Annotated in this window: 17 protein-coding genes; 12 read left to right on the plus strand and 5 right to left on the minus strand. The window is 54.1% G+C overall.

What is annotated here, in order from left to right:
• The first annotated feature begins 50 nt into the window (after nt 1–50).
• The 4 genes from L4174_RS22705 (at nt 51) to L4174_RS22720 (ending at nt 4,806) form a co-directional block, all read left to right on the plus strand.
• On the plus strand, nt 51–1,418 hold the full coding sequence (locus L4174_RS22705) for a glutamine synthetase family protein (RefSeq protein ID WP_248142985.1): 1,368 nt from the start codon (nt 51–53) through the stop codon (nt 1,416–1,418).
• Between the two features lie 26 nt (nt 1,419–1,444).
• Nucleotides 1,445–2,836, plus strand: a complete 1,392-nt coding sequence (locus tag L4174_RS22710) for an aldehyde dehydrogenase family protein (RefSeq protein WP_248142984.1) — start codon at nt 1,445–1,447, stop codon at nt 2,834–2,836.
• 65 nt (nt 2,837–2,901) lie between these two features.
• Nucleotides 2,902–4,065 (plus strand): iron-containing alcohol dehydrogenase, encoded by a 1,164-nt coding sequence (locus tag L4174_RS22715; RefSeq protein WP_248142983.1) that lies wholly within the window; start codon nt 2,902–2,904, stop codon nt 4,063–4,065.
• Nucleotides 4,066–4,086: 21 nt separating this feature from the next.
• Nucleotides 4,087–4,806, plus strand: a complete 720-nt coding sequence (locus L4174_RS22720; RefSeq protein ID WP_248142982.1) for a GMP synthase — start codon at nt 4,087–4,089, stop codon at nt 4,804–4,806.
• A gap of 124 nt (nt 4,807–4,930) precedes the next feature.
• Here L4174_RS22720 and L4174_RS22725 read toward each other — a convergent pair whose 3' ends face one another.
• The 3 genes from L4174_RS22725 to L4174_RS22735 form a co-directional block, all read right to left on the minus strand.
• Nucleotides 4,931–5,731, minus strand: coding sequence for a siderophore-interacting protein (locus L4174_RS22725; protein ID WP_248142981.1), 801 nt, complete (start codon nt 5,729–5,731; stop codon nt 4,931–4,933).
• 27 nt (nt 5,732–5,758) lie between these two features.
• Complete coding sequence (locus tag L4174_RS22730; RefSeq protein WP_248142980.1) at nt 5,759–6,394, minus strand: recombinase family protein; 636 nt, start codon at nt 6,392–6,394, stop codon at nt 5,759–5,761.
• 269 nt (nt 6,395–6,663) lie between these two features.
• The gene (locus tag L4174_RS22735; RefSeq protein WP_248142979.1) at nt 6,664–7,584 is read right to left on the minus strand and encodes a LysR substrate-binding domain-containing protein; all 921 of its coding nucleotides are present in this window, start codon (nt 7,582–7,584) and stop codon (nt 6,664–6,666) included.
• A gap of 96 nt (nt 7,585–7,680) precedes the next feature.
• Here L4174_RS22735 and L4174_RS22740 point away from each other — a divergent pair, with 96 nt between their 5' ends.
• From L4174_RS22740 to L4174_RS22750, 3 genes are all read left to right on the plus strand, one after another.
• Complete coding sequence (locus L4174_RS22740) at nt 7,681–7,866, plus strand: hypothetical protein (protein WP_248142978.1); 186 nt, start codon at nt 7,681–7,683, stop codon at nt 7,864–7,866.
• Nucleotides 7,867–7,993: 127 nt separating this feature from the next.
• Entirely contained in the window at nt 7,994–8,464 is a 471-nt protein-coding gene (locus L4174_RS22745) for a GNAT family N-acetyltransferase (RefSeq protein WP_248142977.1), read from the plus strand.
• Nucleotides 8,461–8,925, plus strand: a complete 465-nt coding sequence (locus L4174_RS22750; protein ID WP_248142976.1) for an N-acetyltransferase — start codon at nt 8,461–8,463, stop codon at nt 8,923–8,925. The genes L4174_RS22745 and L4174_RS22750 overlap by 4 nt, the downstream gene beginning before the upstream one ends.
• A 49-nt stretch (nt 8,926–8,974) precedes the next feature.
• Here the strand turns inward: L4174_RS22750 and L4174_RS22755 are convergent, their stop codons facing one another.
• Both L4174_RS22755 and L4174_RS22760 read right to left on the minus strand, forming a co-directional pair.
• Nucleotides 8,975–9,649 (minus strand): cytochrome c, encoded by a 675-nt coding sequence (locus L4174_RS22755; protein ID WP_248142975.1) that lies wholly within the window; start codon nt 9,647–9,649, stop codon nt 8,975–8,977.
• A gap of 124 nt (nt 9,650–9,773) precedes the next feature.
• Nucleotides 9,774–11,048, minus strand: coding sequence for a sulfite oxidase (locus tag L4174_RS22760; RefSeq protein ID WP_248142974.1), 1,275 nt, complete (start codon nt 11,046–11,048; stop codon nt 9,774–9,776).
• A gap of 287 nt (nt 11,049–11,335) precedes the next feature.
• On the opposite strand from L4174_RS22760, the gene L4174_RS22765 reads away from it, so the two are divergent.
• The 5 genes from L4174_RS22765 (at nt 11,336) to aspA (ending at nt 18,584) form a co-directional block, all read left to right on the plus strand.
• Nucleotides 11,336–11,773: a DUF2000 domain-containing protein gene (locus L4174_RS22765; RefSeq protein WP_248142973.1), complete on the plus strand. Its 438-nt coding sequence runs from the start codon at nt 11,336–11,338 to the stop codon at nt 11,771–11,773.
• Between the two features lie 206 nt (nt 11,774–11,979).
• A complete protein-coding gene (locus L4174_RS22770; RefSeq protein WP_248142972.1) occupies nt 11,980–13,692 on the plus strand; it encodes a transporter substrate-binding domain-containing protein in 1,713 nt (570 codons plus the stop codon).
• Nucleotides 13,689–15,107, plus strand: a complete 1,419-nt coding sequence (locus tag L4174_RS22775) for a sigma-54 dependent transcriptional regulator (RefSeq protein WP_248142971.1) — start codon at nt 13,689–13,691, stop codon at nt 15,105–15,107. The genes L4174_RS22770 and L4174_RS22775 overlap by 4 nt, the downstream gene beginning before the upstream one ends.
• Nucleotides 15,108–15,423: 316 nt before the next feature.
• Entirely contained in the window at nt 15,424–16,713 is a 1,290-nt protein-coding gene (locus L4174_RS22780; protein ID WP_248142970.1) for a dicarboxylate/amino acid:cation symporter, read from the plus strand.
• Nucleotides 16,714–17,153: 440 nt separating this feature from the next.
• Nucleotides 17,154–18,584: an aspartate ammonia-lyase gene (aspA, locus tag L4174_RS22785; RefSeq protein ID WP_248142969.1), complete on the plus strand. Its 1,431-nt coding sequence runs from the start codon at nt 17,154–17,156 to the stop codon at nt 18,582–18,584.
• Nucleotides 18,585–18,587: the final 3 nt, after the last annotated feature.

Below are 18,587 nucleotides of genomic sequence, written 5' to 3' on the forward strand. Positions count from 1 at the left end.
ACGGCTCAGGTACGAGCCATCTTTATCAAGAGAGATCAAGAGAGGTACACATGGAAGCCAGAGAAGTGAAGACGATTGCGGACGCAATGGCCATTGTTGAGGAACGGGGTCTGACACATGTCAAAGTCGGGCTGTTCGATAATGACGGCATCATGCGCGGTAAATATATGGCGAAATCGAAATTCTTTTCCTCACTGGAAAAAGGGTTTGCTTTCTGTGATGTGGTTCTGGGCTGGGATTCCAAAGACCAGCTGTACGATAACGCGAGTTACACCGGCTGGCATACCGGCTACCCGGATGCGCCGGTGCGGATTCTGCCCCATACCTGCCGTGATGTGTATGGGGAAGACGGCATGCTGCTGTTTATTGCAGAGTTTACGGAAGAGGCCGAAAAAGTCTGCCCGCGCGGTACCCTGCGCCGGGTGCTGCAAAAAGCCGATGCTATGGGTTTCGATGTGTTTTCTGCGTTGGAGTACGAGTTCTTTGTGTTTAACGAAACACCGCATTCGGCCCGTGAAAAAGGCTTTCGCAATCTCGAACCCATTACGCCGGACTGGTTTGGCTATTCAATGATCCGCAATTCAGTCCATTCAGATTTGTATCACGCAATTCTGGAAATGGGGGAGCAGATGGACTTCCCGATCGAGGGCATTCACTCCGAAACCGGACCGGGCGTGCTGGAAGCCGCCATTGGCGTCGACGGTGCTGAAGCGGCCGCAGATAAAGCCGCGTTGTTCAAAACCTTCATGAAGGTGCTGGCACAGAAACGTGAGCTGATGGCGACATTCATGGCGAAATGGTCAGGCGACTATCCCGGACAAAGCGGGCATATCCACATTTCGCTGAAAAACAAAGACGGTTCTTCGGCTTTCTTCGACCCATCGCAAACCCACAACATGAGCAAGGTCCAACGTCATTTTCTGGCGGGACAGCAACGCCTGATGCCGGAGTTTCTGTGTCTGATTGCGCCGACCATTAATAGTTATACCCGCATGATCCCGGGCTTCTGGGCCCCGACCGATGCGACCTGGGGCGTGGAAAACCGCACCACGGCGCTGCGGGTGATCCCCGGCAGTGAGAAGTCGCAACGCATTGAGCACCGCCTCGGCGCGGCAGATGCCAACCCTTATCTGGCACTGGCGGCTGCGGTTGCTTCCGGTCTGTACGGCATCCTTCAGGAATGGGAACCCTTTGAACAGGTAAAAGGCAATGCCTATGAACAGCCTCATGCGCCGGAGCTGCAGCTGCCCCGTACTTTGTGGGAAGCCGCGCAGCGATTCAGGCAGTCGGAAGCGGCCCGTACTATGTTTGGAGATGAGTTTGTCGATCATTTTGCGGCCACCCGTGAGTGGGAAGAGCGTGAATTCAGAAAACATGTGACGGACTGGGAAATGGACCGCTACTTCGAAATTATCTAGGTCAACAAACCTGAGGAAGACTTGCAATGACAACCATGCAGCAAACAATTTCGCCGGTTGACGGCAGTGTGTATGTGACCCGGCCGCTCGCCTCACAGACGGAGATTCAGCAGGCGCTGAAGCTGGCACAACGCGCACAGAAAAACTGGGCCGGTACAGACCTGGCAGAGCGTCAGGCCATCTGCGCGAAAGCCGTCGAATGGTTTGAAGCCCATCAGGCGGATATCGGTCTGGAAATCAGCTGGCAGATGGGACGTCCGGTCCGTTATGCCAAAGGGGAAGTCGCCGGTCTGGCCGAGCGTGCCCGATATATGATTGAAGCCAGTGAGACAGCGCTGGCCCCGGTTACCTTGCCGGACAAGCCCGGATTTACCCGGTATATCCGACGTGAACCTGTGGGTGTGGTTGCGGTGATTGCACCCTGGAACTATCCGTATCTGACGGCAGTGAACAGCATCGTACCGGCCCTGCTGGCGGGTAACAGTGTCATCCTGAAGCACTCGGCCCAGACGCCGCTGTGTGCGGAGCGTCTGAAGGCCGCATTTGATGCCGCCGGACTGCCGGAAGGGGTGTTCCAGTATCTGCATCTCAGTCATGACGACACCACAGCGCTGATTCAATCAGCGCAGATCAGTCATGTCGCGTTCACCGGGTCGGTGCCTGCCGGTGCGCATGTCGAACAGGCGGTTGCCGGACGCTTTATCGGGGTCGGACTGGAGCTGGGCGGCAAGGACCCGGCATATATCCGCGCCGATGCCGATCTGGATTATGCCGCCGAAACGGCCATTGACGGCGCCTTCTTTAACAGCGGTCAGTCCTGCTGCGGTATTGAGCGGATTTATGTGCATGCATCGGTTTATGATGCCTTTGTTGAGAAAGCGGTCGCGATCGTCAACCAGTACACGCTGGGCCGATCTGATGATCCGGACACCACTCTCGGGCCGCTGGTCCGTGCCAGTGCAGCCGATTTTGTCCGGGGACAGATTGAAGACGCGGTTGCTCAGGGGGCCGTGGCCCATATCGACGAGAAAAACTTTCCGCTCAGTCTGGCCGGGACGCCTTATCTGGCACCGCAGATTCTGACGCAGGTGGATCATTCGATGCGGGTGATGCACGAAGAATCCTTTGGCCCTGTGGTGGGCATCATGAAGGTCAGCAGTGACGAAGAAGCCATCACCCTGATGAACGACAGCGATTTCGGCCTGACTGCCAGTATTTTCACACAGGACATCAACACTGGGATCACGCTGGGCGAACAGCTGGAGACCGGGACGTTCTTTATCAACCGGTGTGACTATCTGGATCCGGCGCTGGCCTGGACCGGGGTGAAACAATCCGGCCGCGGCTGCACGCTGTCCGTGCTCGGTTTTGAGGCGCTGACCCGTCCGAAGTCGTTCCATATCAAGACGCTGGGCTAATTCATCGTATTTCAGAAAATGTGCCGCTCTGTGCTTGGTGACGGAGTGGCCACAAGGAGAGCAAGATGGCATTACAAGGAAACTGGAATTACCCGACACCGATGACGGTCGGCGAAGGCTGTCTCTATCAGATTGCACAGGCGTGTCATGGCGCAGGGATCCGCAAAGCCCTGCTGGTGACGGACCCCGGTCTGGCGGAGTTGCCCATGGTGTCTGAAACGGTTGCGTTGTGCCGGGAAGCCGGGATTGCCTGTGAGGTGTTCAGCCGGATTCAGGGCAATCCGACCGGAGAAAACGTCGAAGATGGTCTGTCGGTGTATCGTCAGGGTGGTTTTGACGGGGTGATTGCATTTGGCGGTGGTTCCAGTCTGGATGCGGCCAAGGCCATTGCGCTGATGGCGGGACAGTCCCTGCCGCTGTGGGCGTTTGAGGATGTGGGTGATAACTGGCTTCAGGCCAATGCCGCTGCCATTGCACCAGTGATCGCAATTCCGACCACCGCCGGAACCGGTTCTGAAGTAGGACGCGCCTCGGTGATCACCGATACGGCCAATCATGTCAAAAAGATCATTTTCCATCCGAAGATGCTGCCGGTTCGTGTGTTGCTTGACCCGAAAGTGACCGTTGGTCTGCCGCCGCATATTACGGCCGCAACCGGGATGGATGCACTGTCCCATAATCTGGAAGCCTTCTGTGCCCCTGGCTATCACCCGATGGCAGAAGGAATTGCACTGGAAGGGATCCGGCTGATCAAAACCTATCTGCCGCAGGCCGTGGCGAATGGTGAAGATATTGAAGCCCGGACCCAGATGCTGGTGGCGTCTAGCATGGGAGCAACGGCTTTTCAGCGTGGGCTGGGCGGCATGCACGCCATCGCGCATACACTGGGCGCCTTGTATGACAAGCACCACGGTCTGCTGAATGCGATCCTGATGCCTTATGTGCTGGCGGCCAACCGCCATGCGATTGAAGACCGGATCACGGATCTGGCCCGTTATCTGGATCTGCCTGAGCCCGGTTTTGATGCTTTCCTTCACTGGGTGCTGGACTTCCGTGCCGAGCTGAAGATTCCGCAGACGCTGGCAGAAATCGACATCACCATTGAAGAAGCACAGCGGGTCGGGGAAATGGCCGTGCAGGATCCATCGGCCGGGGGTAATCCCGTTGCCTTCTCGGCGGAAGAATACAGCCAGATTTTTGTCGATGCCGTCACGGGCCGGCTTCCGTAAGCCTGACATCAAGGAGACACCATGCAGATGAAAATAGGCATTTTGCAGTGCGATGACGTCCGGCAGGATTTGCAGCCGGCACACGGGAATTATCCGGCGATGTTTGAGCAGTTACTGCATCATGCCGACAGCAAGCTGGAACTGGTGTTTTACCGGGCACTGGACGGTGAATTGCCTTCGGATACGGATGAATGTGATGCCTACATGACCACGGGCAGTCGCTTCAGCGTGAATGATGATTTGCCGTGGATCCCGCCGTTGCTGGATTTTATCTGGTCCCTGTATACACGCCACAAAAAGCTGGTGGGGATATGTTTCGGACATCAGCTGATTGCCAAAGCGCTGGGGGGCGATGTGATTCAGGCACCGCAGGGCTGGGGGGTTGGCGTAGCCACGCATTCGCTGCTGGCGTTACCCCGGGGCGTGAACGGTGCTGCGACGGTGCCTGAAAGTCTGTCGCTGGTGGTCAGCCATCAGGATCAGGTGGTTACACTGCCGCAAAACAGTGTGGTGCTGGCCGGAAGCGATTTTTGCCCGTATGCCATGATGCAGGTCGGCGATCATTTCCTCGGGATTCAGGGGCACCCGGAGTTCAGTAAGCCTTATTCCCGGGATCTGATGCTGGCAAGAAAAGACATCCTGCCTGCTGAAGTCCTGGATGACGGGCTGACGTCGCTGGAGAAAACGGTCGACAGTGAACGGGTCACCCGCTGGATGCTGGATTTTCTTCAGGCATCCTGAAAGTAATCCAAGCCTGACGTCACAGCCTGTCCTGCATTCTGCCGGGCAGGCTGTTTTTTGCCGGTATCACTGCCGTCGTCGCTGATCGGTTGTAACTTTTTTCTTGTGACTTATTCCTTGTGAATTAGCCGTCATAATTCTCCTGGTCATCACGTTTGATAACCTTATGACCATCCTCGGTGACGCCCGCCTTCCAGTAACTGCTGATATAGCAGGATTTGCGGTCGAATTCCGGCTGCTGGCTGAGATGCTGGCGAATGGCTCTCATATTGCTGAATTCACAGGCACACCAGATGGCCGGTTTTCCTGTCAGCCACGGCAGTGAAGCCACGCGTTCTGCCAGCGAAGGGGCAGTCTGGAGATCTCCGGTTCTGAGGATCAGTTCAACACCTGCGGGCAGCTTCAGGGCAGGCAGATCGGCATCACTGTGCAGATCCAGCACTACATAGCCTCTGGCATCTGCGGGCAGACTGGCGGCTTTGAGCTGAACCGATGGCAAGGCGGTCATATCGCCGATGATGAACACCCAGTCATAGTCTTCTGTCAGACCCTGAATCGAGTTCGGTCCGCCAATGGAAATCTGATCGCCTGCCTGGGCTTGGATGGCCCAGTGGCTGGCGTATCCGCCCTGCATCTGATCGACCGTGTCCCCATGATGATGTTTGACAAAGTCGATTGAAAACCGGCCCTGCACGGTATCAAATTCGCTGATGGTGTAGGTGCGCATCACCGGACGCTGACCTTCGGTCAGGGTATTCAGGTCCGTGCTGCCTTCCGGCGTGAACAGCAATTTGACGTATTGCCCGGCACTGTCTGCCGGAAGGTGCCGGATATCCTCACCGGTCAGCACGATACGGCGCATGTTCGGGCTGATATCGAATGTTTCTGAGACGGTGAATGTTTTGGGTTGAAGACGTTTTTGCATGTGTTGTGCCCTTTTATTGTTCTTTATTTATGGATTACAGGAGGAGGGGTCGTGGCGATCAAGGCCCGCTTGGTCCGGTTGCTGCATTTTGGCTTTGACGCGTTTGACCGTGGAAATGCTCACGCCTACTTCATCCGCCACACTTTGCAGCGTTTTCCCGGCTTGCAGCAGTTTAGCGATCTGCTGGTGTTGTGCCTGATTGGCCCGACGGCCCCGAAATTTTTCTTTCCAGGCCGACGGGTCTTGCCGGAGGATGCCGCGACTCGCTTCAGCGGCCCACAATCGTTGTTGGGTTTGCGAGCTGGCATAGCCTTTCAGCATCCGCAGCAAGGCGTCGGTGATCGGGCAATCCAGCTGAAATGTCAGGGGCTGATTCAGGGTATGGATGATCACGCCTTTGGCCAGCAAATTGCTGATAGTCAGATGACAGGCATCGAAATGAAAACCCAGATCAGTTACCCAGCGGACGACCAGTTCATCGCCCGGTTTGAGACGGTCAAACAAGGCACGGTACTGCGGACGATCTTCAGCGGGGACATTCCCGCGCATTCCTGTTTCCTGAAACAGATGGAGGTCCGGACTGGCATCGGTCATCTGTCGGATGAAAGCATCCGGATCCGTCATTTTCGGTGACAGCCGAATGTAGCCGTAAGTCGTCGGCATACGTTGTTCCTGTGTTGTGTCGGTGTGGTTTTTGCAGGACCACGAAAGAATGGTTCAAATGAATAAATGGTTCATTTGGTGTGGCTCATTTGATGGATATCATAGTGGCTCAAATTAAATTGATCAACACTAAATGAGCCATTCTGAAAACAAGAGAGCGATATCCGAAAAAGTTAGAAGGTGTACGGTGCGAACCGGAAACCCGCTTGCGCGGGAATGACCGGTTCAAATTGGCAGAGCAGGCGGGGATGACAGGAAAAGCGGGAAATTCAGACGAGCGCGGACTGCGCTTGAAAGTGTCTGACTTCATTGTGCAGCCAGTCGATGAAAGCCTGGGCCCGGGCGATCCGGGGTGAAGTCTGGCTGTAAAACAGGGTGAAGCGGACGCCGGGGGTCATGCCAATGTCGAAAGGCTTCACCAGCAGGCCGCGTTCAATAAAATCTCCCGCCAGACTGAGCGTGCCCAAACAGGCACCATGGCCGGCGATCACCGCATTCAGCCCCATATCGAATGTGCTGACTTCCATCCACTGGACGTTGTTTTTGGGCATGGTGACCCCGGCGATCTGGAACCATTTCTCCCAGGTGAAGCTATGGGTGTCCACACCATGGATGAGCCAGCAATCTAATAACTGTTCCGGTCGGGTCAGTTGAACGGATTCTGCCAGTTCAGGCGAGCAGATCGGGTAGACGGCCTCTTCATACAGCAGGGTTTTGGTCAGGTTATTGCCTAAATCGGTGTCATAACCCTGACGAATGGCAATATCGATATTGCCGTATTTCATCTCCGGTGATTCGGCGGTGGCGTACACACGGATCGGAATATTCGGATGACTCATGGTGAACTTCCAGAGTCTGGGCATCAGCCAGCGTGCCGCAAACGACGGGGTGGTATTGACGGTCAGCATGCCTTCCAGCGGCTCGGCCTGAATGGTATTCAGACCAGACAGAATATGTTCGAATCCTCTGGAGACGGCTGAAAACAGGCTGGTGCCCTGGCTGGTCAGCATCATATTGCGTCCCTGTCGGGTAAAAAGTTTGCAGCCGAGTGATTCTTCCAGCTGGCGGATCTTCTGGCTGACGGCGGCCTGACTGACATAAAGCTCTTCAGCGGCTTTGCTGTAGCTCTGTTGCCGGGCTGCGGCTTCAAAATAACGCAGCCCGGATAAATGACGTAAGCGATTGTCCATAATCTCAGCTTATAGGTGGTGTCATAAATCATCGTTCGTTGATAGGAAAGATTATACGCATAATTTCCGCAGACACAGTGACCGGAGAGAAGAAAAATGATCAAATTGATGTTGCACTGGGAAATGAAAAGTCAGCGTCTGAGCGCGAAGAAGCGCATTCTGGCGATGAACTCGGCCAGAAAGGCAGCTGTACAGCAAGACGGACTGACGCCGCATCTGAAACATGATCTCGGGCTCGATGAACCGTGCGTCACTTCTGCAGACTATCATCAGTACTTATAGGGAATGAAGGGGCCGGGGTCATTTGTTTTCAGACAGAGTCAGGATAATTTTTCACTGAGTTCTGTCTGTACATCCGATCTGATGCAAGGTTAAGATGCTGAAAAATGGAATAAAAAGAGTCTGAGAGATGGAAGTTTTTGTTCGTGCCTTAATCCCGGCTGATATCCCGGCTTATCGAGAGATTCGTCTGGAAAGCCTGCGTCTGCATCCGGACTGCTTTGGCGCCGATTATGAAGCGCAGCGGCGCATGTCCCAAATGTTTTTTGAACGTAATATTGAGGTGCAAAGCCCGCAGCACACCATGTTGGGCGCATATGACGGAGAAGTGCTGATAGGACTGTGCGGCCTTTCTGACATCGGAAACCAGACCGCTTTGATCACCCAGATGTATGTTCAGGGGGCGTATCATGGGCTGGGTGTGGGTCAGGCGTTAATCGAAGCTGCGAAACAAACGGCAGCCGCAACCCATCGGGCTCGTGTGCTTCAGCTGGATGTCTATCCGCAAAATCTGGCGGCAAAGCACAGTTACGAAAAAGCCGGTTTTCAGGTGACTGATCAGACTGAAGATGAGCTGATCATGACGCTGGTGCTCTCATGATCCGGATTCATCATGTTGATCCTGGACTGATCCCGATGGCGCTGCTGCTGGAAGCTGATCCGTCTGAAGCCTGTATTCAGCGGTACCTGAGCGGTGCATTCTGTCTGGCTGCGGTTCAGAATGATGAGATCATTGGTGTTTGTGTAGCGCAATCTATCGCGGAAGCGACTTATGAACTTTTTAATCTGGCGGTCTATCCGGCATACCAGCAACAGGGAATTGGCACACAACTGCTGACGGCTTTGTTTCCGAGACTGCGAAAGCAGGGTGCGACAGCACTGGTACTGGGCACCGGCACGTTTGGTTATCAGTTAACCTTCTATCAGAAACTGGGATTCCGGGTCGACGCTGTGATGAAAGATTTCTTTCTTGATCATTACGATGAGCCCATCTTCGAGCAGGGGCTGCAGCACCGGGATATGCTCAGACTTCGTCTGGATTTGACCGAAAATCAGGGTTAAAAGCCTGACCGGACGGCCGGATGCACAAGTGATCTCCACTCATTCGTTATTACTTCAGACTGGCCCGGTAGGCGTGGACTTCATCGGGCGTTTTTTCAGTTGCCCGGACTGTGGCGACGGCGGCATCGTCGAGTGGTGACATGTCTGCCGGGCGCAATGCATCGTTACCCCAGGCTTCACGGATGTAATTGATTACCGCAGCGACCTCCGTATCCGAAAGGTGTGCGAACGAAGGCATCTGAGCGTTGTAAGTTTTGCCTTCAACCGTGATTTTACCTTGCAGACCGTTGAGCACGACGAAGACCGGAAAGTGCGGGTCGAGCATCAGATCCGGGTTGCCAGCCAGCGGTGGAAACGTTCCGGGCTGCCCGGCACCATTGACCTGATGACAGCTGGAACATTGTTCGTTGAACAGCGTTTTACCGTCAGCCGGTGCTGCTGCAGAGGCTACGGCGGCAACGGACGATGCCGGTGGAGGGTTGGGACCGAGGTATGCGCCGAGATAACTGAGAATTCTGGCGCGCCGGTCCGGGGGAATGCGCAGGCCGTATTGCTTCATGCTATCCAGCAGATCGCTCCAGGCACTCTCTGGAATTCCGGCGGAGTCTTGCAGGTATTGCAGATCATGGCAGGTCCGGCAGGTACCATAAACAAGGTCCCGGTCGGGGCCGGGCGGCAGTTCGATTTCAGCCGATGCAGCACCTGCCAGCGAGGCAATCAACATTGCTCCGGCTGCATGCCAACATCTCCGGGAAGGGGTTCTGCGGTGATGCATCATCAGATTTCCATCGGCAGCATTGCGAGAGCACGGGGATCTTGCGGATGGTGCAGATCCCCGAACTATCGGTTCAGGAAAACTTCACAGCGCTCCGCTCGACACCGTTCCATTCGTAGCCGCGAGGGTTCCAGCGCGCCAGACCGTCGATGGGCTGGGTGCGGCCAAGCGCATCGGTGGCCCGTGACATCAGGGTTTGCTCACCGGCTCCGACCTGAAGTTTCACTGACCAGTAATGCCATGCCCAGGGACTTTCCGGCTTCTCAAGCGTCGCCGTATGCCATGACTTGCCGCTGTCAGTTGAAACTTCGACAGAAGTGATCGGCGCCATGCCGTCATTAAAGGCAACGCCGGTAATTTCGGTCATTCCGGACTTCGGACTGTCGCTGGGCAGCGGTGAGAAAATCACACTCTTGATCGCGTGGCCGTAGGTCGGCCGGCTGTTTTCCAGCGTATAGTCGTTGGCACCGAAAGTGTCCGGTTCGACCGGGGCCAGCGGCATCCGGTAGCCGACCGATTGGTAGGTGCTTGGCGATTGTTCGGCAGCGAACAGCAGTACCGTCAGCAGCTTGACGTTCATATTGCCGTAGAATCCCGGAATGATCAGGCGTACCGGACCACCGTGAATGGCAGGGATCGGTTCACCGTTCATTTTCAGCGCCAGAATTGCATGGTCGAGCGCTTCGTCGTCAATGAGGTAGCTTTTGGCGAAATCAGTGCCGGCGCGGGTTGCGGGCTGGTCCCAGCCTTCTGCCGTCAGCCAGCGGGCGCTCAGAGACGGTTCCATCTCCAGGCTCTCAAGGAATGGTTTGAGTGGCACACCTTCCCAGACCACGTTGCCCATTCCGCCGTTCTGCCACTGACCGCCGCTGACTTTCTGCTTGGCTGCGTAGAATGAGCGGCCGTTCCCGGCACATTGCAGGACCGAAATGCGTTGCTCCTGCGGCATCGCCTGCAGTTCAGCGATGGTTACCGTGCGCGGGCGCTTGACCAGACCGTCGATGCGGATTGTCCAGTTCTCGACCAGCTTGGCCGGTGGCGCCTCAGTGGTTCCGTACCATGCGGCTTCACCTTCGTGCGGGAAGTGATAGCGGGAGAACAGAATTTCCTTTGGTGTGTGTTTGTATTTCCGCAGCAGCTCAAGCGGTGTTTCAGTTACACCGAGCTTGGCATTGTGGATGATCATCTCAGAGGATTTTCCGTGGATGATCTTGTCGGCTGTCTCTTTGACCTGAGCGATCGCGCGGCTGAGCATGCCCGGCGCAAAACCGAATACCAGCCCGAGCAAACCGGTGAGGGCGCTAAACCGGCGACGTGTGATGGAAATATGACTCAGATCTTTGGGCATGGGAACCTCCCAATTTTTGTATTGTTTTCGCAGGAGTGCGAAGCAGTTTTTAGTTGCGTGTCCGGCTAATGGAGTATAGACAACTTTATCTGAGCCGATGGCGTTGGTGAGTATCCCGTTGAACAGGCAGCGATGTCGCAGTGCTGGTGTTTTCGGATCTTGTGGCAGAGGGGGGCTGACGACAGAGGGCCCTGATACCTTCGCTGCTTGGTTTATTTCAGAGAGGAACACTGTTAATTTACTGGTTTTGAAACGAAACTGTCACACACGATGCTGGCGAGGGAGACATGATGAGCAGCAGTTTACCGGATGAAAATCAAAAGCGTTTTGTCGTTGTCCTGAATAAGAAACTGGAACTGGGCAGGACGTTAAATGTGCTGGGACACATCAGTGTGGGCCTGTCTGCACAATTAGAACAAGGCATGGCGCATTATGTGGATTACACGGATAAAGATGGTCAGGTTCACCCTTCTTTATCTCACTATCCTTTTATCGTGCTGAAGGCCGATAACAGCAATAAAATCCGGAATGTCAGAGAAGCGGCGCTGGCGAAGGGCGTCACGTTTACTGATTTCACCCATACGATGACTGACGGCGGCTCGCTGCATCAGCAAGCGGTCACCGCAGAAACTGCGGAGGCTGATTTAGAGTACATGGGCATCGGACTGTTTGGTGATGCAGAGATGCTGAAAGAGATGACCAGAAAGTTCAGTTTATATCGTTAATTCTTGTAAGAGGTCTATGCGCAGTTGCGCAGTTTCATGGAATGCGCCTGCCTTTCCTTTGCTTTTTCTTCCCTTGGATATTGGTGATAAATCTATAAAATAACCCCTTCATTCATTGGGAGGAAAATCACTTTTCTCCCGTCACTCACGAGACGCAGTTCCCGGTCTTTGATGCCGTGAACACCGGGCTGATGAAGGAAGACTGCATGATCCTGAATGCTGATAACTGTCGTGCTGCATGCGGTGCATGGATCCGCAGGTTCGGGATCGGCATCGTTTTCCTCTCTTCGCTAAAGGTGTTTGCTGCTGATGCAGAACGGGTCATTATCGTCGGCGGTGACCATCACTACCCGCCTTATGAATTCATCAATGCAGACGGTGAACCTGACGGTTACAACACGGAGCTGACGCTGGCAATTGCCGAGGTCATGGGGATTGATGTGGAGATCCGTCTGGGGGCCTGGGATGACATTCGCCATCAGTTCGATCAGGGGCACATCGATATTGTTCAGGGGATTGTGCAGTCGAAAGCCCGGCAGCAGTATTATGCGTTTTCTCCGCCCCATGCCATTGTGCATCAGTCTGTCTTTGCCCGAAAAGGCGAACCGGTGGTCTCCGGGCTGGACGAGCTGAACGGCAAGTCGGTGATCGTTCAGAGCAGCGGCGCGATGCATGATTATCTGCGTCACCAGCAGCCGGGGGCGGATTTAGTGCTGGTAGACTCTCACGCAGATGCCCTGCGGTTGCTGGCATCCGGTCAATACGACTATGCGCTGGTGGCGAATCTGCCGGGGCTGTACACCGGTAAAGCGCTGGAGCTGTCGAATCTCATTCCGGTCGGAAAGCCACTGGGTGCTCAGCATTACGGTTACGCGGTGCTGAAAGGCAATGAAGATCTGCTGGCGCAGTTCAGCGAAGGGCTGGCGATTCTCAAAAATACCGGCCGGCAGCAGGCCATTTATGACAAATGGCTTGGTCCGCTGGAAAATCAGGGCTTCAGCTGGAAGCAGCTCGGTATGGCTGCGGCAATGGTATCCGGGATTCTCTTGCTGGTGCTGGGCGGGATTATGATCTGGAACCGCGCCCTGAGCCGTGAAGTGGCAAAACGCACGGAAGCGCAGCAGCTGCAGCAACAGCAGCTGATTCAGGCGGACAAAATGACCTCGCTGGGGATTCTGGTGTCGGGGATGGCACATGAAATCAATAACCCCAGCAGTTTACTGTTGCTGAACCTGCCGATCCTCAAAGAATCCTATCAGGACGCAGAGGAGATCCTCGACGCTTATTATCAGCAGCATGGTGATTTTATGATGGGCGGTTTGTCTTACAGCCGGATGCGGGATGAAATCCCTCCGATGCTGGATGATATGCTGGCCGGGACGCAGCGTATTCGCCGGATCGTGGAAGACTTACGGGATTTTGCCCGTCAGGAGCCGACAGACTTGAGCGATGTCGTCGATCTGAATGTTGTTACTGCGGCAGCAATCCGGCTGGTTGACCGGACCATTCATCAGTCGACCCAGCATTTTTCCGTGGATTACGGCGAGTCACTGCCCGCATTTGAAGGCAATGGTCAGCGGATTGAGCAGGTGATTATCAATCTGATGATTAATGCCTGCCAGGCACTGTCATCGTCCGATCAGGCGATTCGGGTCCGGACGTATTTCCACAGCGCGGAACAGCAGCTCCGGCTGGAGATTTGCGATCAGGGGCAGGGCATCGCACCAGAACATCTGCCCCGGCTGAGCGATCCTTTCTTTACCACCAAACGCGAGCAGGGCGGCACCGGACTGGGATTGTCCATCTCGTTCAGCATCGTGAATGAACATGGTGGCAATTTAACTTACGACTCTAATTTGCAACAAGGGACCTGCGTGACGCTCTCGCTGCCCGCCTTGAAAGGGACAACTGCTTCATGAATACCAATCCATATCCGGCTTTCGGTGTCCTGCTGGTCGATGATGAACCGGCTTTTCTGCGCAGCCTGAGCATTGTGCTGGAGCGGCGGGGTGGCATTAATCATCTCTTTCAGTGCCAGGACAGCCGGGAGGCCATGGCAATCATCAAGCAGGAAAATATCGGCTTAGTGTTGCTGGATCTGACCATGCCACATGTGTCCGGTGAAACTTTGCTGGCCCAGATCAAAGCGGAATATCCGGAAGTCGCGGTCATTATTATCAGTGGCCTGAATCAGGCGGAAACCGCGGTGAACTGCATCCGGCTCGGCGCCCATGACTATTTCGTGAAAACCACGGAAGAGAACCGGCTGGTGGAAGGAGTCAAACGGGTCATTCTGATGCAGGAAATGCAGGCTGAAAATCATGCCCTGCGGCGGCGGTTTCTGACGGATACTCTGGAGCGGCCGGAGGTTTTTTCCCGGATTATCACCCGGGATAAAGCGATGCGGTCAGTCTTTCAGTATCTGGAATCGGTGGCGCCCAGCAGCCAGCCGGTGATGATCTGCGGTGAAAGCGGCGTCGGCAAAGAGCTGATTGCACGCGCACTGCATACCCTGAGTCAGCGAAACGGCCCGTTGATCAGTGTGAATGTGGCCGGGCTGGATGATCATGTGTTTGCCGACACCCTGTTCGGGCATCACCGGGGCGCGTTTACCGGGGCAGACGCTGCCCGGGCCGGGCTGATTGAGCAGGCGGCCGGAGGCACGCTGTTTCTGGATGAGATTGGCGATCTGAGTCAGGCATCTCAGGTTAAATTGCTGAGGCTGATTCAGGAAGGCGAATATTACCCGCTTGGGAGTGACCGGCCCAAACGGCTGAAGGCCAGAATTGTGGTCGCGACGCATCAGGATCTGGTGCAAAAGCAGTTGAGCGGCGAGTTCCGTAAAGACTTGTACTATCGCCTGAAAACCCATCAGGTCGATATTCCTCCGCTGCGCAAACGGCGTCAGGATATTCCGTTGCTGCTGTCGCATTTTCTGCAGGAAGCGGCGGATGAACTGGGGAAAACCAAACCGACGATTCCCAAAGAACTGCCGGTTCTGCTGGCGAATTATGCGTTTCCCGGCAATGTCCGGGAATTACGTGCGCTGGCCTATGATGCGATGAGCCAGCATCGTTCCCGGATGCTGTCGATGGATGTCTTCCGCCGGGTGCTGGACAAGCATGCGGTGTCTGCAGATTTGCCCTCGCAGCCTGCTGTGTCGTTATTTGATCCGGACTTCCCTTTGCCTTCTCTGCAGGAGATTGGCGACTTACTGACTCAGGAGGCGATGCGGCGGGCGGAAGGCAACCAGTCTCTGGCTGCGAAGCTTTTGGGGATTTCACAGCCCGCACTGAGTAAACGGCTGAAGAAAGCACAGTCGGAGCCGGAATAAACCCCTATAACCAGGGGAACAGTTATAACTTTATGAATAAATGGTAACTGTTTGTTTATTATGGGAAAGTTTGGTCTTTGTTGTTGGGTTATTCTTCTGGTTATACCCCTTTTGATGCCCAAAGCTCAGAAGTTTTCATTTTTTATTAAATAAATCATGCAGATAGATGCTCGTGCAGAGTGGCATCATGCTTGCAGTGTTTATCCTCTTAAGGAATGGGATGGCCCGTTCTGGTCTTAGGGTCCACAAACCCTGAAAACAACAGCGAAACAGAAACAGGGAGATCCTGATTTCTGTCAATGGAAGAGGAAAAAACATGGAGCAAGCAAGCATGAAGTCGTCGCTAAAAGGCGTCTGGGGCAGACTCGCCTTATGGAAAAAGATACTGATCGGGATGATTCTGGGGGTGGTCGCCGGCAGTATTCTGGGCCCGGATGCTGAAATTCTGAAGCCAATCGGCACCTTATTTATTAATGCAATCAAAATGCTGATTGTCCCGCTGGTTTTCTGTTCGCTGGTCGTGGGTGTGACCTCAATGCAGGATACCCGCAAGATGGGCCGCATCGGTGCGAAAGCGATTGTGATTTACCTTTCCACCACTGCCGTTGCGATTAGTATCGGTCTGGGACTGGCAAGCCTGCTGGCACCGGGAGCCGGGTTGGAAATGACGGCGGCTGCGACAGCTGCGGAAGCCAAAGAAGCACCGACCCTGGTGCAGACTCTGCTCAGTTTAATTCCGAACAACCCTATCAGTGCACTGGCCGCGGGTAACATTCTGCAAATTATCGTTTTCGCTCTGGGTCTGGGTGTTGCACTGAATCTGTGTGGTGAAAAGAGTAAACCAGCCGTGCAGGTCTTCGAAAGCCTGGCCGAGGCGATGTACAAGCTGACTGAACTGGTGATGAAACTGGCTCCTTACGGCATCTTTGGTCTGATGGCCTGGGTTGCGGGTAAGTACGGTCTGGAGATTCTGCTGCCGCTGTTCAAAGTGATTGGCGTGGCTTATCTGGGCAGTCTGCTGCACGTTCTGCTGTTCTATCCTGCCGTGATCAAAGTGGTTGGTCGTCTGAATCCGGTGCCGTATATCAAAGGGATTCTGACCCCGGCAGCGGTGGCATTTACCACCACCAGCAGTTCAGGCACGCTGCCGGCGAGCATTAAATGTGCCCGCGAAGAGCTGGGTGTGTCGAAAGGCGTTTCCAGCTTTGTGCTGCCGCTGGGGGCGACCATCAATATGGATGGTACGGCGCTGTATCAGGGCGTTGCGGCGATTTTCGTTGCACAGGCCTTTGGTGTGGATCTGGAATTTGCGGATTACCTGACCATTGTGATGACGGCAACGCTGGCTTCGATCGGCACAGCTGGTGTTCCGGGTGCCGGCCTGATTATGCTGTCTCTGGTTCTGACCACAGTTGGTCTGCCAATGGAAGGTCTGGCTATCATTGCCGGGATTGACCGGATTCTGGATATGGCCCGTACTACAGTGAACGTTTGTGGTGACCTGATGGTGGCCGTCCTGGTCGGCCGCAGTGAAGGTGAGCTGGACAGCAACATCTATCACAGCACCGATAAACCGAATCTGATGGCGAGCGAAGAAGCCGCATAAATCTACTCAGATCTGAATGTGAACAGAAGGCCAGCCATTTGTGCTGGCCTTCTTGTTTTTATCTCTGGTCTCGCGGTTTTGAGAAAAGTGAGATAAATCTCCTTTTGGAACAAATGATTTAATTTACGATGTAAAAAATATACTTTCCTGCGGTGCCTTTTTTGCATGATTGTCCGGACGCCTGTCTGAGGCGGATATATTCATGCTGTTGAAACAGCAGGTTGTGACTAAATATCCAAAAGAAGAATATATGCTGTCATTCCGATATTCTTAACAACAAATGTCGGGTGAATGCAATCTCTTCAGCTATGCATTAATTGCATTGTGGCTTACTTTTCAGCATTTCCTTTCGAACAGGAAAAAGAACATTGTACTGACACCCAAGCACCTGAGGTGGCTTTGGTAAATCTTATTTCTGTCATGAGTCAAAGGTGACCACTATGCTAGACAATGCCCAAAAGGTACGTATTGAAGAAGACCTGCTCGGCAAACGTGAAGTTCCTGCTTCTGCTTACTATGGCATCCATACCCTGCGTGCCTACGAGAACTTTAACATTTCAACGATGCGCATTTCAGATATCCCTGAATTTGTTCGTGGCATGGTGTTCACCAAAAAAGCAGCGGCAAAAGCCAACATGGAACTTGGCGCGATTCCAGCGGATGTCGGTCACTACATTATTGAAGCCTGTGATCTGATTCTGGAAACCGGAAAGTGCATGGATCAGTTTATTTCTGATGTGTATCAGGGCGGTGCCGGTACTTCGGTCAACATGAATGCGAACGAAGTGATTGCCAACGTTGCACTGGAACTGAAAGGCCATGACAAAGGTGAATATCACATCATCAACCCGAATGATCATGTGAACAAGAGTCAGTCGACCAACTGTGCTTATCCAACCGGCTTCCGGGTTGCGGTTTACAACAGCATCATCAAGCTGATGGGCTCAATTGAACAGCTGCAGGCTGCATTTGATGCCAAGAGTGAAGAATTTAAAGACGTTCTGAAAATGGGCCGTACCCAGCTTCAGGACGCGGTTCCGATGACAGTCGGTCAGGAATTCCATGCGTTCAGTATTCTGCTGAAAGAAGAAATTAAGAACCTGCACTACGCGGCGACCCTGCTGCTGGAAGTGAATCTGGGTGCGACGGCTATCGGTACCGGTCTGAATGCTCCGGCAGGTTACCAGGCTCTGGCCGTGAAATATCTTGCGGATGTGACGGGCCTGAACTGCGTGCCGTCTGAAGACCTGATTGAAGCAACTTCTGACTGTGGTGCTTACGTGACGGTTCACGCGGCCCTGAAACGTCTGGCCGTGAAAATGTCGAAAGTCTGTAACGACCTGCGTCTGCTGTCTTCGGGTCCGCGCGCCGGTCTGAACGAAATTAATCTGCCGGAAATGCAGGCGGGTTCTTCAATCATGCCTGCCAAGGTGAATCCGGTCATTCCGGAAGTTGTGAATCAGGTCTGCTTCAAAGTGATCGGTAACGATACAACCGTCACGATGGCCGCTGAATCCGGTCAGCTGCAGCTGAACGTGATGGAACCTGTGATTGGCCAGGCGCTGTTTGAATCTATCAGCCTGCTGAGCAATGCCTGTATTAACCTGGCGGAGAAATGTGTTTCCGGAATTACGGTGAACCGTCAGGTCTGCGAAGACTTCGTCTTTAACTCAATCGGTATCGTAACTTACCTGAACCCTTATATTGGTCACCATGAAGGGGATATCGTCGGTAAGATTTGTGCCGAGACGGGTCGCAGCGTGAAGGAAGTTGCAATGGAGCGGGGTCTGCTGAGCGAAGAGGAACTGAACGATATCTTCTCCGCACAAAACCTGATGCGCCCGTCTTATAAAGCAAAAATGTATAACTAAGTT

Source organism: Photobacterium sp. CCB-ST2H9, from assembly GCF_023151555.2.
Taxonomy (GTDB): domain Bacteria; phylum Pseudomonadota; class Gammaproteobacteria; order Enterobacterales; family Vibrionaceae; genus Photobacterium.